This window comes from Pseudomonas sp. RGB (assembly GCF_007713445.1).
Taxonomy (GTDB): domain Bacteria; phylum Pseudomonadota; class Gammaproteobacteria; order Pseudomonadales; family Pseudomonadaceae; genus Aquipseudomonas.
This window is the reverse complement of sequence record NZ_VMSH01000003.1, coordinates 196,618-212,305: the sequence shown is the minus strand read 5'-3', so window position 1 is coordinate 212,305 and position 15,688 is coordinate 196,618. Positions and strand designations below refer to the sequence as shown.

Annotated in this window: 14 protein-coding genes and 1 tRNA gene; 11 read left to right on the top strand and 4 right to left on the bottom strand. The window is 60.3% G+C overall.

Annotated elements, in window-relative coordinates; all coding sequences use genetic code 11:
- The first annotated feature begins 65 nt into the window (after nucleotides 1-65).
- The 4 genes from FPT15_RS08030 (at nucleotide 66) to FPT15_RS08015 (ending at nucleotide 3,794) form a co-directional block, all read left to right on the top strand.
- Nucleotides 66-2,282: an AsmA family protein gene (locus FPT15_RS08030; protein WP_145159870.1), complete on the top strand. Its 2,217-nt coding sequence runs from the start codon at nucleotides 66-68 to the stop codon at nucleotides 2,280-2,282.
- Nucleotides 2,279-3,346 carry an A/G-specific adenine glycosylase gene (gene mutY, locus FPT15_RS08025; protein WP_106577464.1) on the top strand — a complete coding sequence of 356 codons (1,068 nt, stop codon included), beginning with the start codon at nucleotides 2,279-2,281 and terminating at the stop codon, nucleotides 3,344-3,346. Before FPT15_RS08030 ends, mutY begins: the two co-directional genes overlap by 4 nt.
- On the top strand, nucleotides 3,343-3,615 hold the full coding sequence (locus FPT15_RS08020; protein ID WP_106577463.1) for an oxidative damage protection protein: 273 nt from the start codon (nucleotides 3,343-3,345) through the stop codon (nucleotides 3,613-3,615). Before mutY ends, FPT15_RS08020 begins: the two co-directional genes overlap by 4 nt.
- A gap of 103 nt (nucleotides 3,616-3,718) precedes the next feature.
- A tRNA-Phe gene (locus tag FPT15_RS08015) sits at nucleotides 3,719-3,794 on the top strand.
- A gap of 146 nt (nucleotides 3,795-3,940) precedes the next feature.
- Here the strand turns inward: FPT15_RS08015 and FPT15_RS08010 are convergent.
- Nucleotides 3,941-5,548, bottom strand: a complete 1,608-nt coding sequence (locus FPT15_RS08010) for a glycosyltransferase family 39 protein (protein ID WP_145159868.1) — start codon at nucleotides 5,546-5,548, stop codon at nucleotides 3,941-3,943.
- A gap of 88 nt (nucleotides 5,549-5,636) precedes the next feature.
- Complete coding sequence (locus FPT15_RS08005) at nucleotides 5,637-6,602, bottom strand: arsenic resistance protein (RefSeq protein ID WP_145159866.1); 966 nt, start codon at nucleotides 6,600-6,602, stop codon at nucleotides 5,637-5,639.
- Between the two features lie 170 nt (nucleotides 6,603-6,772).
- Here FPT15_RS08005 and FPT15_RS08000 point away from each other — a divergent pair, with 170 nt between their 5' ends.
- A complete protein-coding gene (locus tag FPT15_RS08000) occupies nucleotides 6,773-7,681 on the top strand; it encodes an alpha/beta fold hydrolase (RefSeq protein WP_145159864.1) in 909 nt (302 codons plus the stop codon).
- 72 nt (nucleotides 7,682-7,753) lie between these two features.
- A complete protein-coding gene (locus FPT15_RS07995) occupies nucleotides 7,754-8,167 on the top strand; it encodes a hypothetical protein (RefSeq protein ID WP_145159861.1) in 414 nt (137 codons plus the stop codon).
- Nucleotides 8,168-8,307: 140 nt separating this feature from the next.
- Here the strand turns inward: FPT15_RS07995 and gabP are convergent, their stop codons facing one another.
- Nucleotides 8,308-9,699 (bottom strand): GABA permease, encoded by a 1,392-nt coding sequence (gabP, locus tag FPT15_RS07990; RefSeq protein ID WP_145159859.1) that lies wholly within the window; start codon nucleotides 9,697-9,699, stop codon nucleotides 8,308-8,310.
- A 554-nt stretch (nucleotides 9,700-10,253) separates the two neighbouring features.
- Here gabP and FPT15_RS07985 point away from each other — a divergent pair.
- From FPT15_RS07985 to FPT15_RS07965, 5 genes are all read left to right on the top strand, one after another.
- Nucleotides 10,254-11,027, top strand: a complete 774-nt coding sequence (locus tag FPT15_RS07985; RefSeq protein ID WP_106577457.1) for an ABC transporter ATP-binding protein — start codon at nucleotides 10,254-10,256, stop codon at nucleotides 11,025-11,027.
- A 13-nt stretch (nucleotides 11,028-11,040) separates the two neighbouring features.
- Entirely contained in the window at nucleotides 11,041-11,793 is a 753-nt protein-coding gene (locus FPT15_RS07980; protein ID WP_003187758.1) for an ABC transporter substrate-binding protein, read from the top strand.
- 73 nt (nucleotides 11,794-11,866) lie between these two features.
- Complete coding sequence (locus tag FPT15_RS07975; RefSeq protein WP_119738133.1) at nucleotides 11,867-12,559, top strand: ABC transporter permease; 693 nt, start codon at nucleotides 11,867-11,869, stop codon at nucleotides 12,557-12,559.
- Nucleotides 12,559-13,248 carry an ABC transporter permease gene (locus FPT15_RS07970; protein WP_145159857.1) on the top strand — a complete coding sequence of 230 codons (690 nt, stop codon included), beginning with the start codon at nucleotides 12,559-12,561 and terminating at the stop codon, nucleotides 13,246-13,248. Before FPT15_RS07975 ends, FPT15_RS07970 begins: the two co-directional genes overlap by 1 nt.
- Nucleotides 13,229-14,416, top strand: coding sequence for a methyltransferase (locus FPT15_RS07965; RefSeq protein ID WP_145159855.1), 1,188 nt, complete (start codon nucleotides 13,229-13,231; stop codon nucleotides 14,414-14,416). The genes FPT15_RS07970 and FPT15_RS07965 overlap by 20 nt, the downstream gene beginning before the upstream one ends.
- Nucleotides 14,417-14,655: 239 nt before the next feature.
- Here the strand turns inward: FPT15_RS07965 and bcsQ are convergent, their stop codons facing one another.
- The gene (gene bcsQ, locus FPT15_RS07960) at nucleotides 14,656-15,561 is read right to left on the bottom strand and encodes a cellulose biosynthesis protein BcsQ (RefSeq protein ID WP_145159853.1); all 906 of its coding nucleotides are present in this window, start codon (nucleotides 15,559-15,561) and stop codon (nucleotides 14,656-14,658) included.
- Between the last annotated feature and the right edge of the window lie 127 nt (nucleotides 15,562-15,688).

The following is a 15,688-nucleotide window of genomic DNA, read 5'->3' as shown; positions in this document are numbered from 1 at the left end:
GACGCAGGCCGTCGGGCGTTATACTCTGCGGCTAAATTTTGAAATCGACATACAAGGACTCGCCCATGAAAGCGTTCGGCAAAATCCTGGGTCTGGTACTTCTCGGGCTGTTGCTGATCATTGTGGCCCTGGGCTTTGCCCTGACCCACCTCTTCGATCCCAACGATTACAAAGACGAGATCCGCCAGATTGCCCGCGACAAGGCCCACATCGAGCTGACGCTCAATGGCGACATCGGTTGGAGCCTGTTCCCCTGGCTGGGCCTGGAATTGCACGAAGCCAGCGTCGCGACCATGACCAACCCGACTCAGCCGTTTGCCGACCTGCAGATGCTCGGCCTGTCGGTGCGCGTGCTGCCGCTGCTGCGCCGTGAAGTGCAGATGAGCGATGTGCGTGTCGAAGGCCTGAACCTGCGCCTCAACCGCGACAAGCAAGGCCACGGCAACTGGGAGGACATCGGCAAGAACGTGACCGAGAAACCGGCCAATGCGCCGGTGCCTGCCCCCGCGGAAACGCCGGCCGAACCTGAACCGGAAAAGCCGCCAAAACCGATCCGCCTGGACATCGACAGCCTGACCGTCAACAACGCCCGCGTTGAATACAACGATGAGCAGACCGGCAAACAGTACAGCGCTGAAAGCATCCAGTTGAGCGCCGGTGCCGTGCACGAAGGCGCAAGCATTCCGCTCAAACTTACGGCATTCCTGGGCAGCAACCAGCCGCTGATGCGCGTCAAGACCGAGTTGAACGGCAACCTGCGCATCCAGCGTGCGCTCCAGCGCTACCAGTTCGAAGACATGAAGCTGAGCGGCGAAGCCACCGGCGAGCCACTGCAGGGCAAGACCGTAACGTTCTCCACCCAAGGCCAACTGCTGGTGGACTTGGCGGCCAATATTGCCGAATGGACCAACCTGAAACTCTCCGCCAACCAGCTGCGCGCCTTGGGCGAACTGAAGGTCAATGACCTGAACAAAACCCCACAGCTCAGCGGCGCCCTGTCCATTGCCCAGTTTGACCTGGCCAAGTTCCTCGACAGCGTCGGCCACCCGTTGCCACCGATGGCGGCGGGCAGCCTCAGCAAAGTTGAACTGGTCAGCCGCCTCAAAGGCACGCCTACCAGCGTGGCACTGGAAGACTTGAACCTGAAACTCGACAGCAGCACCTTCACCGGCCGCATCGCTGTAGAGGATTTCGCCAAGCAATCCCTGCGCCTGCAACTCAAAGGCGATACTTTCAACGCCGACAACTACCTGCCGGCCAAGTCCGAAACCGCCAAAGGTGCTGCGGCCGCACGCCAGGCCGAAGTGCAGAACAGCGAGGCCGGCGCCATGGCCGCCGGTGGCACCACACCGCTGCCGGACGCACCAACCAAAGGCGCGTGGAGCACCGACAAGCTGTTGCCACTCACGCGCCTGCGCACGCTGGACGTGGACGCCGACCTGGCCTTCGGCCAACTGACCCTGAGCAAGCTGCCGATCCAGAACGCTGCACTCAAAGCCTCCGGCATCGATGGCCAGCTCAAGCTTGATACCCTCAGCGGCGGCCTCTACAACGGCACCTTCCAGGCCAACGGCACACTCGATGTGCGCCAGGACATCCCGGTGCTGGCGCTGCAAACCCACATCAAGCAAGTGCCGGTTGAGCGCATCCTGCAAGCTCAGGGGCAAAACCCGCCGGTAAAAGGCCAGATCACCCTCGACAGCAACCTCAACGGCCGTGGCAACAGCCAGAAGGCGCTGATCGACAGCCTTAACGGCACCGCCAGCTTTGTGATCAATAACGGCGCGCTGCTCAACGCCAACATTGAACAGCAGCTGTGCACCGGCATCGCATTGCTCAACCGCAAGACATTGACCACCACGCCACAAGGCAAGGACACGCCGTTCCAGGAACTGCGCGGCAACCTGACCTTGCGCAACGGCGTGGCCAGCAACCCGGACATGAAAGTGCGTATCCCGGGCCTGACGGTCAACGGCAACGGTGACATCGACCTGCGCGTGCTGGGCATGGATTACCGCGTCGGCATCATCGTTGAAGGCGATACACGCGACGTGCCGGACCCGGCTTGCCAGGTCGGCTCCAACTTCCGGGGCATCGAAGTGCCGCTGCGCTGCCGCGGCCCGCTGGAACTGGGCGCCAAAGCCTGCCGACTGGACAAGGACGGCTTGACTCAGGTTGCGGTCAAAGCCGCCGGCAACAAACTCAGCGAGAAGCTCGAAGAGAAACTCGACAAGGTCAACCCGCAGTTGAAAGACGCCCTTAAAGGCCTGTTCAAACGATGAGAAACGAGCAGTTTTCACAGGCAGTGCTGGACTGGTACGACCGCCACGGTCGCCATGACCTGCCCTGGCAACAGGGCATTACGCCTTACCGGGTGTGGGTCTCGGAGATCATGCTGCAACAGACCCAGGTCAGCACTGTGCTCAATTACTTCGACCGGTTCATGGCTTCCCTGCCGACGGTCGAAGCCCTGGCCGCCGCGCCGGAAGACGAAGTGCTGCACCTGTGGACCGGCCTGGGTTACTACACCCGCGCACGCAACCTGCAGAAGACCGCCAAGATCGTCGTCGCCCAATACGGTGGCGAGTTTCCCAAGGACGTCGAAAAGCTCACTGAACTGCCCGGCATCGGCTTATCCACTGCGGGTGCGATCGCCAGCCTGAGCATGGGCCTGCGGGCGCCCATCCTCGACGGCAACGTTAAGCGCGTATTGGCGCGCTTTACCGCGCAAGAGGGCTACCCCGGCGAGCCCAAGGTTGCCAAGCAGCTCTGGGCCACCGCAGAGCGCTTTACGCCGCACGATCGCGTCAACGCCTACACCCAGGCGATGATGGACATGGGCGCCACGCTCTGCACCCGCAGCAAACCCAGTTGCCTGCTGTGCCCGCTGGAAAAGGGCTGCGAGGCGCACATGCTCGGTCTGGAGACGCGCTACCCAATCCCCAAGCCGCGCAAAACCATCCCGCAAAAGCGCACGCTGATGCCGATGTTGGCCAACGCAGAGGGCGCGATTCTGCTTTACCGCCGCCCATCCACGGGCCTGTGGGGCGGTTTGTGGAGCTTGCCGGAGCTCGACGACCTCCAGGACCTGGAACACTTGGCCAACCAGCACGCGCTCGCGCTGGGCACGCCGCATGAACTGCCGGGGCTGATCCACACCTTCAGCCACTTCCAGCTGGCCATCGAACCCTGGCTGGTCCAGGTGGAGGAATCCGCCCATCACGTGGCCGAGGCCGACTGGCTCTGGTATAACCTCGCCACCCCGCCGCGCCTGGGCCTTGCCGCCCCAGTGAAAAAACTGCTGAAGCGCGCGGCCGACGTATTGAACGCAGGAGTTCCGTCATGACCCGCACCATCATGTGCCGCAAATACCACGAAGAATTGCCTGCCCTGGAGCGCGCACCGTTCCCCGGCGCCAAAGGCCAGGACATCTTCGACAACGTCTCCGCCAAAGCCTGGGCTGACTGGCAAAAACACCAGACCCTGCTGATCAACGAAAAACGCCTGAACATGATGAACGCCGAAGACCGCAAATACCTGCAGGGCGAGATGGACAAGTTCTTTTCTGGCGAGGATTACGCCAAGGCCGACGGCTACGTGCCGCCTGCTCAATAATTGATCAAAAACCGGGGTCGGCACGTAAGCGACGGTAATAATTAAATATTTTTTGAAAACTTGCTTGACGACCCCCTGAAAAACCCGTTTAATGCGCCCCGTTGCCCAGATAGCTCAGTCGGTAGAGCAGGGGATTGAAAATCCCCGTGTCGGCGGTTCGATTCCGTCTCTGGGCACCACTAATTAGTTTCAGGTGGTGCAAACGTCATCTGAAACACACAAAAAACCCGCCAAGTGCGGGTTTTTTGTTGTCTGGAATTTATGCGTCCCACCCAGGGCGATCCACTATCGCCCCGAGCCCATGCAACGGCAGTAAGCCGCCCGCCTACTTCAGCAAAAACACCATCAGCGGATTATCGTTCAGCCGCCCTTCAAAGCTTGGCGCTTGCTGCTCCATCGACGTCCCTTTCAACAGCGCTGCCTCCTTGCGCGGCACAATCACCCAGGATGGCCGTGGCAACGTGGTTAATTGTTCAAGCTGATTATCAGCGACGAACAGCGGCTGCTCATCGTGATCCAGGTTCATCATGTAGCGCACCGCCCAGGTATCGCGCCCCAGATTGACGAACACCAAGGGGCCTGGATCGGACTCACGCAGCGCTTCAACCTGGCTGACAAACTTGCGCGTATCAAATTGCAGATCCTTGGCGGGGTCTATCACCACCACCAGCAGCAGCCACTGCGCCGCCAAGGCGATTGTGCTGAGCCACACCAACCGCAATGGGCGCCGCCAGGCAATCAACGCCGCCGCTTGCAGAACCAGCAGCGCGCCAATCAACAACGGCAACGAAACCTCAGGCCAATACCCGTGCTTCTGCCAGGCGTGCCGACACACAAACAGCACGACCACGCACAACGCCGGCAGCGCCGCGACAAGCCCTTCGTAGAAGCGGCGCACGCCGATCAGCCAATGTTGCGCCTGAAGCAGCCCATAGGCGGCGACAGCGGCGAACATCGACACCATCGGAAGAATGTAATAAGCGCGCTTGAAGTGCGGCACCGAAAGCCCAAGCAAAATCATCAAGCCACAGGCGCCAAGCCGCACCACCAGCTGAATATCCTCATTGACCCAGCGCTCAGACCAGCGATGACGCAGCGCAATCATCGTGGCCAGCGCCAGCGGCACCACCGGGAAGTAACGGTACAAACTGAGCTTGAAGTAGAAGTAGAACGGCTCGCCACTCTCATCGAGGCGCCCGCTGACCTGCATCCTGAACACATCATCGGCAAAGGCATCGCCGCCGCTGAACCGCGCCAGCTTCATCAACATCCACCAGCACGCCACCAGCAACACCAACCCCACAAAACCGTGAATCAGCACCTGCTTGACGCGCTGCCCCGGCCGGCCGAGCGCCCAGTACACGCACACCACGCCACACACCTCGATCAACCCAAGCGGCCCACGAATCGCGAACGCCAGAATGAATAACGGGAACACGGCAAGCTGCCGCACCCGCGACCCCATGCGCTCGCCGCTGTGCAGCAGGTAGAAACTGCCCACACACAGCAATGCGATCATCAGGTCCAGGCACACCGAGCGCGACTTATCGAGCAACTGAGTGGTGAGCAGTGTCAGCAATACCGTCAGCCACGCCCAAGGTCGGCTCAATGGCGCCAGCAAGCGATAGATCAGCGCGATCATGCCCGCCGAGGCAAGCGCGGTCGGCAGGACATTCGCGAGGTGATTGGGCGCCCCGAACAAGCGGGCAAACACGAAGCTGAAAAAGGTCGCGGTCCCCGGGTAGTCCGGGTAAGGCTGACCGTAGGTAGTCGGAAAAAGACTCGCGCCATGGCGAAACATTTCTTGCAGAAACAGTGCCCAACGCCCGTCAAACCCTTGGGGTTGCTCATCCCAGATGCCCAAGGTGAACAGCAGTAAAGCGATCAGAAACAGGCCCAGGGACTCCAGGCGAAAACGGCTGCGGTGATCCATCGAATGTCCTTTCAGGTAGGCTGCGCCGACTCCATGGTGCCGACTCAGCTCCTGAATAGCGCCTGAACAAACCCGAACATTTATGGATTTATCGACCAGCGCGCCACACCAGTGCCGGAATCAGCCGGATGTAGACTAGCTCGCCCATCAGCTCAACGAGGGTTTGCAGAATCACCGCCGTTGCAGCCAGCCCGCGCACGTCTTCCGGCAAAGCCAGCGCAAGCGGCAAGACCACCAGAGAATTGCGGGTCGAGGCACTGAACGTGACCGCCCGCGCGGTCACAGCAGGCAACGCAAACAACCGAGCAGCCAACGCGCCCATCAACGGCGCCAGCAACAAGAAGCCCACGTACACCGGCATCAGCGGCAACAGCAAACCGATATCGCGCACCACCGAGGTGATCTGCGAGCTGATGACCACAAACAGCACCAGCGCCATCGCGGGCACCGGCAGCCAGGCCCAGGCGTCGTTCCACATATTGATCACGCTGGAGCGCCGCGCCAGGAATGTCGTCAGCACCGCCAGCATCATCGGCAGCACAATCAACAGCACAAACGCCTCCACGAACGGCTCTACCGCCACCACGACAGCGGGTTGCGCGCCCAGCATGAAACCCAGGTACACCGGCAACAGCACCAGTTGCAGCAGCAACAGCACCGGCGTTGCCGCCAGCATCAGCCGCGAATCGCCTTTACCGATGTGGGTAAACACCACCACGTAGTCGATGCACGGCGTCAGCAGCACCAGCAATGCACCCACCAACAGCGCCGGGCGCTCCACCAGGCCACGGGTCAACGCCCACACCAGCAAGGGCACCAGGATGAAATTGGCCAATAGCAGCGCCGAGATAAAACGCTTGTTGCCCACACCCTGGCGCAGCTCCAGAAACGGGATTTGCAGGAACATCGCATACATCAGCACCGCGATGGCGGGCGTCACCAGCGTGCCAAGACCGTGGGCTGACAGCGGCGCAAGCACGCCGATTGCCGCCGCCAGCAGGACGGCCACGAAGTAGAGGAGGATCTGATTGTGTTCGAGGGTGTCGCGGGTCATGGACTGACTTTGGCTGATGAACAGATCGCAAGCCTAAGCACTCAGGGGGGCGAGGTCGAGCATCGCGATATTTGTTACGCCCCTGCCGCGCTAAATTTGTTAATTTCGGTTTCTTATAAAAGCGCGTGGCCCTACAGCCCACACCAAAAGCGCAAGGATCAAGCCGACCTATGAACCTGCCCACTCGACCAGCCCCGGAAGAATTCCGTGAGCCCGCCAACGACGGCTACCCCATCGGCGGCTTCACCTGGCGCCATATCAGAACCGACCCGACACGCCCGGTTGTCATCATCAACGCCGCCACCTCCGTACGCTGCCGCCACTACTCACGCTTCGCCGACTACCTGTTTGCCAATGGCTTGGACGTCATCACGTACGACTACCGAGGCATAGGCGAGTCCCGCAGTGGCTCGCTGCGCGGCTTCAAGGCGTCGTGGTCGGATTGGGGCGTGCTGGATTTCGAGGCGATGCTGCAGCGCGCGCAACGGGAGTTTCCAGGGCAGCCGATTGAGGTGGTCGGTCACAGCTTTGGAGGCTGTGCGGCGGGGCTTGGCGCTTCCGGCGCGGTGATCCGACGCATCGTCACAGTCGGCGCGCAGTTTGCGTACTGGCGCGACTATGAGGCCAGCGGGCGCTGGCGCATGTTTGCCAAGTGGCATGTGGTGATGCCGCTGGTGACCGCGCTGTATGGCTACTTCCCCGGCAAACGCCTGGGCTGGCTGGAAGACACACCGGCCGGCGTGGTGCACGACTGGGGCACGCCAACCCCCCGGTATGAGACGCGCCCCAGCGGGCGCGCGCTGAATGAGCTGCCGTTTGCCCGCGTGAAGGCGCAATTGCTGGCGATCAGCATCACCGACGATCCGTTTGGCACGGTGGCGGCAATTGAGCGGCTACTGGGCTATTTCGAACACAGCGAGCGCACGCATCTGCGCATAGCCCCTGAAGATATTGGCGAAAACGCCGTCGGGCATTTCGCCTTTTTCCGCAGTGAATATCAGGACCGGCTGTGGCCGATTGCACTGGCGTGGCTGCAACACGGTGAGTTGATGCAAGGCGCTCCCGGTCAGTGCGTTTAGAATCCCTTGGGATTTACCCCCAACCTGCGCTTCAATACCCACCCAGACCCAGTACCCAAGGACGTTGAGCCCATGGCCTCGCCGAACAAGCAGCAAAAACGTGCCCACCGGGCAAAGGCCAAGGCCAAGCAAAACCGTACCCAGCGCAGCGTTGCGACCAAGCCGGATGCGTTCGCCGGCGATGACAGCCGCATTGACCTTGAGTCGGTAGATTTGACCGAGTTGTTTATGGAGATGCGCTCCGCGGGCGAAACCAGCCAGCAGGCACTGTGTGCAGTATTCCTGGCGCACCCGTTGCTGGCGCTGGTGCTGGAGCAGGAAGGCGAAGAAGAGGCCACTGACTTCATTCTCGCGGCACTGATCGAGTACCGGCAGTGGGCGACGGACAGTGACGATGAGGCGGCAGCGCTGGCGTGGATCGAGTCGCCGCAGTTTCAGGCCGATTACGTGGCGGCCTCCCAAGCGCTCGCCAACTCAGCAGACTGACGCAAAACCAAATGTGGGAGCGGGCTTGCCCGCGAAAGCGGTGGATCAGTCGCCAGATGTGCTGGCCGATCTACCGTAATCGCGGGCAAGCCCGCTCCCACATTTGAATTGCGGTGCATTGCGCACCGCATTTCATTACATCAATTGAGTACGGCAGCGCCTACCTTCTGCGCCTTGCGACGGCTCGCCACAAACAACCCCGCCAGCACCACCAGCAAGCTCAAAATCCCGGTCGCAATAATCTCGACCCGGTGCGCTTCCTGGAACAGCATGATGGTCAGCGTGCCGACGATGAACACCATCACCGCATAGGTCAGGCCAGGGAACAGCCACATCTTGAACACAATCTTCTCGCCCGCAGCCGTGCGCTTCTGGCGCATGCGCAGTTGCGACACCGCGATCACCAGGTACACCAGCAAGGCGATGGCGCCGGAGCTTGCCAACAGGAACTCGAACACCGCCGCCGGGGCGACGTAGTTGGCGAACACTGCCAGGAATGCCGCGCCAGTGGACAACAGCACCGCGCAGTAAGGCGTGCCGCTTTTGTTGGTGCGCTTGGACATCGCCGGTGCATCACCGCGACGACCCAGGGAGAACAGCATGCGCGAGGCGGTGTACAACGCCGAATTCAGGCAGCTGGTCACGGCAACCAATACCACCAGGTCGACGATCAGCTTGGCGTTCGGAATGCCCATGCGTTCCAGCACAGTCTGGTAGGAACCTACGGCCGCCAGGGTCGGATCGTTCCATGGCACCAGCGACACAACAATGAAGATCGACAGCAGGTAGAACAAACCAATCCGCCAGATCACCGAGTTGGTGGCCTTGGTGATTTGCTGGCCAGGGTTCTTCGATTCGGCCGCAGCGATGGTAACAATCTCGGTGCCCATGAACGAGAACATGGTGGTCAGGATGGCCGCCAATACCGCGCCCATGCCATTAGGCATAAAGCCCTGGGTGTCGAACAGGTGTGACACGCCGCTGACCTGACTGGTCGGCAGGAAGCCGAAAATCGCCGCCAGGCCGAGGATCACAAAGCCCACAATCGCCACGACTTTGATCAGCGCAAACCAGAACTCGAATTCACCGTAGTTTTTCACGCTGAACAGGTTGGTTGCCGTGAGCAGCAACGTGATGATCAGGGTAAAGGCCCAGATCGCCACATCGGGGAACCATGCATTAAGGATGGTCGCAGCGGCGTTGGCTTCCAGCGGAATCACCAGCACCCAGAACCACCAGTACAACCAGCCAATGGTGAAACCGGCCCAATGGCCAATCGCGCGGTCGGCGTAGGTGGAGAACGAACCGGTATCCGGTGAGGCTACCGCCATCTCGGCGAGCATGCGCATCACCAATACCACCAACGTACCCGCAGCGGCGTAAGCCAGCAGTACGGCCGGGCCGGCGGCAGCAATCGCGTGGCCGGAGCCAACAAACAAACCGGCACCAATGACGCCGGCAATCGACAGCATGGTGACGTGACGCGGTTTGAGCCCCTGTTCGAGGTCATTGGAGCTTTGCGTACTACTCATTGACACACCTTTACGAGGAATTGCGAAAACGGTCCGCCCGGCCTGCGATCTTTCTCGTGAAAAGAAACCAACGGGGCGTTCTTTATTTTTTACGCAAGATTTGCGCCAAAATGTTACCGAGCCGCGATTGACGCGGGCTGTAGGACAATTCAGCGTGCGCTGCAAGTCATTGAGAACAATGGCATTCCGCTATAGCGTTACCGTGCGACCCACAATCCAGACGGTCATGCGCACCAAAAACACACACAAAAAGTGCGTGACGCCCCACAAAAGGGCTGATATGGACCGTTTGCCCGGTTAACCCTTCCAACACCCGGCCAAAGCTGGCACCATCGCGCCCTTTTTTACGCAAAGCCTGTGGATTTCTCGGGTTCAAACGTCTGTAGGTTGTTGATGGCGCGACACGCTGCTGCGCCGATGCGACACCCTGCCGCAGGCCACCCGTTAACCGTCCGCAGCGCTGTTGGCTGCCATCCGAACGCTATGCTAGCTTGGCGCCTCGCCAGGAAGGCGGCCCAACAGCAGGAATGCAATGAACACAATGAGGACCGCACATGGCCGAGGCCGCGCCCGCGCTTGAAATCCGCAACTTGCATAAACGCTATGGTGAGCTTGAGGTACTTAAAGGTATCTCGCTGACCGCCCGCGACGGCGACGTGATCTCGATCCTGGGTTCCTCCGGTTCCGGCAAGTCCACCTTCCTGCGATGCATCAACCTGCTGGAAAACCCGCACCAGGGACAGATCCTGGTCGCCGGCGAAGAACTCAAGCTCAAGGCCGCGAAAAACGGCGAGCTGATGGCCGCCGACGGCAAACAGATCAACCGCCTGCGCAGCGAAATCGGTTTTGTGTTTCAAAATTTTAATCTGTGGCCGCACATGAGCATCCTCGACAACATCATCGAGGCGCCCCGCCGTGTGCTCGGCCAAAGCAAAGCCGAAGCCACGGAAGTGGCCGAAGCCTTGCTGGCCAAGGTCGGCATCGCCGACAAGCGCCACGCCTACCCTGCGCAACTGTCCGGTGGTCAGCAGCAACGGGCGGCCATTGCGCGCACCCTGGCCATGCAGCCCAAGGTCATCCTGTTCGACGAGCCGACATCGGCGCTTGACCCGGAAATGGTCCAGGAAGTACTTAATGTGATCCGCGCGCTGGCCGAAGAAGGCCGCACCATGCTGTTGGTCACCCATGAAATGGGCTTTGCCCGTCAGGTGTCCAGTGAAGTGGTGTTCCTGCACCAGGGCCTGGTCGAAGAGCAAGGATCGCCACAGCAGGTGTTTGAAAACCCGCTTTCGGCGCGCTGCAAACAATTCATGTCCAGCAACCGCTAACGGAGCAACATGCATGCAGAACTATAAAAAATTCCTTCTGGCCGCGGCCGTTTCGATGGCGTTCAGCGCCACGGCCATGGCAGAAACCTTGAAGATGGGGATCGAAGCGGCCTACCCGCCCTTCAACAATAAAGACGCCAGTGGCAACGTCGTCGGCTTCGACAAAGACATCGGCGACGCCCTGTGCGCGAAGATGAAAGTCGAGAAGTGCGAAGTGTATGTGTCCGACTGGGACGGCATCATCCCGGCCCTGAACGCCAAGAAGTTCGACTTCCTGGTGTCCTCGCTGTCGATCACCGATGAGCGCAAGCAGGCCGTCGACTTCACCGACCCGTACTACTCCAACAAGCTGCAATTCATCGCGCCTAAAGCGACTGCGGACTTCAAGACCGACGCGGCCTACCTGAAGGGCAAGGTCATCGGTGCACAGCGCGCGACGCTGGCCGGTACTTACCTGGAAGACAAGCTGCCGGACACCGAGGCCAAGCTTTATGACACCCAGGAAAACGCCTACCTCGACCTGACGTCCGGCCGCCTGGACGGCATCCTCGCCGACAAATACGTGCAGTACGAATGGCTCAAGAGCAAAGACGGTTCGGCCTATGAATTCAAGGGCGACCCCGTTGTAGAAAGCGACAAGATCGGTATCGCCGTACGCAAGGGCGACCCGCTGCGCGAGCGCCTGAACAAAGCTTTGGCAGAGATCAAGGCAGACGGCACCTACAAAAAGATCAACGACAAGTACTTCCCGTTCAGCATCGAATGATCTGAACGGCCTGCCCGACGCGCTGCTTGAGGGCGTCGGCTTTTAGCAATGCCTGCCGCGATATGAAAACACCATGAATTTCGATCTCTACGGATTCGGCCCGGCGCTCGCCGCCGGCGCGCTGATGACCGTCAAACTGGCGCTCACGGCTTTATGCCTGGGGCTGGTGCTGGGCCTTGCCGGCGCCTTGGCCAAGACATCGCCCTACAAGCCGTTGCAATGGCTTGGCGGCGTTTACTCGACCATCGTTCGCGGCGTGCCGGAACTGCTGTGGGTGTTGCTGATTTATTTCGGCACGATCAACGCGATGCGCAGCCTGGGTGAAATGCTCGACATTCCCGACCTGTCGCTCAGCGCTTTCGCGGCCGGCGTGATCGCCTTGGGCCTGTGTTTCGGGGCCTACGCCACCGAGGTGTTACGTGGCGCGATCATCGCTATTCCCAAGGGCCATCGCGAAGCCGGTGTGGCATTGGGCCTGTCGAAGTTTCGCATCTTCACCCGCCTGATCATGCCGCAGATGTGGCGCATCGCCCTGCCGGGCCTGGGCAATTTGTTCCTGATCCTGATGAAAGACACCGCGCTGGTCACGGTTATTGGCCTGGAAGAAATCATGCGCCACGCCCAGATCGCGGTCACCGTCACCAAACAGCCGTTCACCTTCTATCTGGTCGCCGCGTTCATTTACCTGGGCCTGACGTCGCTGTCGATGGTCGCTATGCACGTGCTGGAAAAACGCGCCGCCCGCGGCTTCGTGAGGACGACGTAATGGAATGGGAAGTCATCTATAAGTGGCTGCCGAAGTTTATCCAGGGCGCCATTCTGACCCTGGAACTGGTTGGCATCGCCGTGATTCTCGGGCTGATCCTGGCGATCCCGCTGGGCATCGCTCGCTCGTCCAAGCGCTGGTATGTGCGTTCGCTGCCCTACGCGTATATCTTCTTCTTTCGCGGCACCCCGTTGCTGGTGCAGTTGTTCCTGGTCTATTACGGACTGGCCCAATTCGACGCCGTGCGCACAAGCTTCATGTGGACGTATCTGCGCGACCCTTTCTGGTGTGCCACGGCCACCATGACCCTGCACACGGCGGCTTATATCGCCGAGATCCTGCGCGGCGCCATCCAGGCTATCCCGCCGGGCGAAATCGAAGCAGCTCGCGCGCTGGGCATGTCCAAGCCGAAAACGCTGTTCTATATCATCCTGCCGCGTGCGGCCCGTATCGGCCTGCCGGCCTACAGCAACGAAGTCATTTTGATGCTCAAGGCAAGCTCCCTCGCGAGCACAGTGACCTTGCTGGAACTGACCGGTATGGCCAGGACCATCATTGCGCGCAACTACCTGACGGTTGAGATGTTCTTCACCGCCGGCGTGTTCTACCTGCTGATTTCCTACATCCTGGTACGCGGCTTCAAACTGCTCGAACGCTGGTTGCGCGTCGATGCTTGCCAGGGACGTTGAGGCGCGCTTCGCGGCGCTGGATGCGTTCCTGATCGAGCACCAAGGGCTGTGGCGACCACGGCCCTTCACGCATCTGCAATTACCCTGGGAACGCGAGTATCCCGAGCTTGGCCATTGGTTACGCCAGCGCACTTTGGCCGATGCCGAAAGCTGTCACAACTGGCCTCACGCCCTGCCGGCGCCCGCGCCTTTTCCACAGTTGGCCGAACAGGCGCTGCAGCTCAGTGCTGTGGACAGGTTACCGACACAGGCGCTAGGGCCGGCGCGTCATCGACTGAATGTCGACGTACCGGGTCGTAAGTGGCAACAGATCGAAGCCTTCGGCGCCGCACTCAATTTCACCCACACGCCCGGCCATTGGCTGGACTGGTGCGCCGGCAAAGGCCATCTTGGCCGCCGCCTGCTGCAACCCGGCCAGCAGTTGACATGCCTGGAATACGACCCGGCGCTGATTGCCTCCGGCCAGGCATTAAGCGATCACCACCGCTTGCCCGTCACTCATCGCCTGCAAGACGTAATGGCCCAGGTAGCACTCAGCCCCGAACACACACCCGTCGCCCTGCATGCCTGCGGCGACCTGCACGTGCGCCTGCTGCAACTGGCCAGCGCGGCCGGTTGCAAGCAACTGGCACTGGCGCCCTGCTGTTACAACCGCATCAACGCCGACAGCTATCAAGCCGTATCCGGCGCCGCACGCGCGTCGCAATTGCGGCTGTCGATTGATGACCTGGGCCTGCCGTTGAGCGAAACCGTGACTGCCGGCAACCGCGTACGCCTGCAACGGGATATCTCCATGGCCCGACGCCTGGGCTTCGATCAGTTACAGCGGCAATTGCGTGGCAGCGACGACTATTTGCCCACGCCTTCCTTGCCCGCCCGCTGGCTGGATCAACCTTTCGCAGACTATTGCCAAGCGCTGGCGAGCCTCAAGGGCTTATCCACAGGTGAACAGGATTGGCAGGCGCTGGAAGCGCAGGGCTGGCGCCGGCTGGCCGAGGTCAGAAACCTGGAGCTGGTCCGTGGGTTGTTTCGGCGCCCATTGGAAATGTGGCTGGTGCTGGACCGGGCACTTTTTCTGCTCGAACAGGGCTATAACGTTGAGATAGGCAGCTTCTGCGACGCCACGCTGACCCCGCGCAATTTGATGGTGGTGGCTGAGCGCGATTAAGGGGCAAATTTCCTACACGCGCCCTGTGGATAAGTCTGTTGATGAATTCTTTACGAGCGCTGTAACTATCAGCGCTACAGGCCAAAAGCCAAGCTGGTCATTTTTTGTTCACATTATAAAGTGCACGCAAAACAGGCAGTTGCAGCGTGTTGAGAACGGCTCCACAAAATGGCTGTTTCGTGACACCCGCGACCAACCGATTGTGCATAAGCATCTGGCGTATAGCGTATAAACCACGCTTAAGCCGTTCTTTTGGGCGCCTTCAGCAGCTGGCAAATTTCGTTGATATCGTCGCTGGCCAGGTGTTTCGCAACGTTATCCAACGGGTCGGCAGCAAACGCCAGCGCCTCGTTGATCGCCATGTCACGGTGAACCTCCAGCGGAGCCTTGCCGAGGTGCTGTTTGAAGGCCTCAACCATGTCCAGGCTGAAAGCATTGCTCTCATCCACCTGATTGACCACCACATGCACGGCAGGCGGGCGTTCACCGGCAAGGTGCGGCGTAAGCAATACATCCAAGTGATCGAGCGTGCCAAGGCACGCGGCATCCGCCTGCACAATCACCAACACCACGTCGGCAACGTTCAGCGCTTGATGAAAGTAGACGTTGTTGCCAGCTGGCGTATCGATGATCACCGTTTGCCGCTCGCTCAGGCCCAGCGATAGGAGGCGTTGAGCCAGCCAGGTCGGCTCGTGTTTGAGCCAGCGCTCGAGATTTTCCTGCTGCTGAACATCGATATCGCCAAAGGTAAGCACTTGGCAACCGGCGAAACCGAGCTGTTGCAATGGGCTCCACTGCCCATGCTCCAGGCTGGTGCGGCCGATACCGGGAAGCGCCGCACTGACGCCAAAGTGATGGTGCAAGGCGTTCTGCGGGTCCAGGTCCAGCGCCACTACTGATTCGCCATGACGCTGCAGGCCGCTGCTCAGGGCTGTGGCCAAGGTGCTTCGGCCGACACCCCCATTCATCGACACCAGCGCGACGATTTTCGGGCGCAGTGCTGCGAGATCAACGGCGTGAGCGTGTGCGTGGGGGGATGGGTCAGCAGGCACGCTGCCGAAAAAGTGCATGCGCGCATTGATGCCTTGGGCATCGTGGGTGACGTTTTTGCCGAACAACGTCAAAAGCTCTTCACTCAGGCTCATGGCCTACTCCTCACGACGCATCGTAAAGACGTGAAGTTCGGCAAGCAGGCACTTACCGCAGGTCTTATTATTGGCGTCTTAGTGACGCATTCTGTGACAGGCGTGGCGAAGTGTCATTATTTTGATG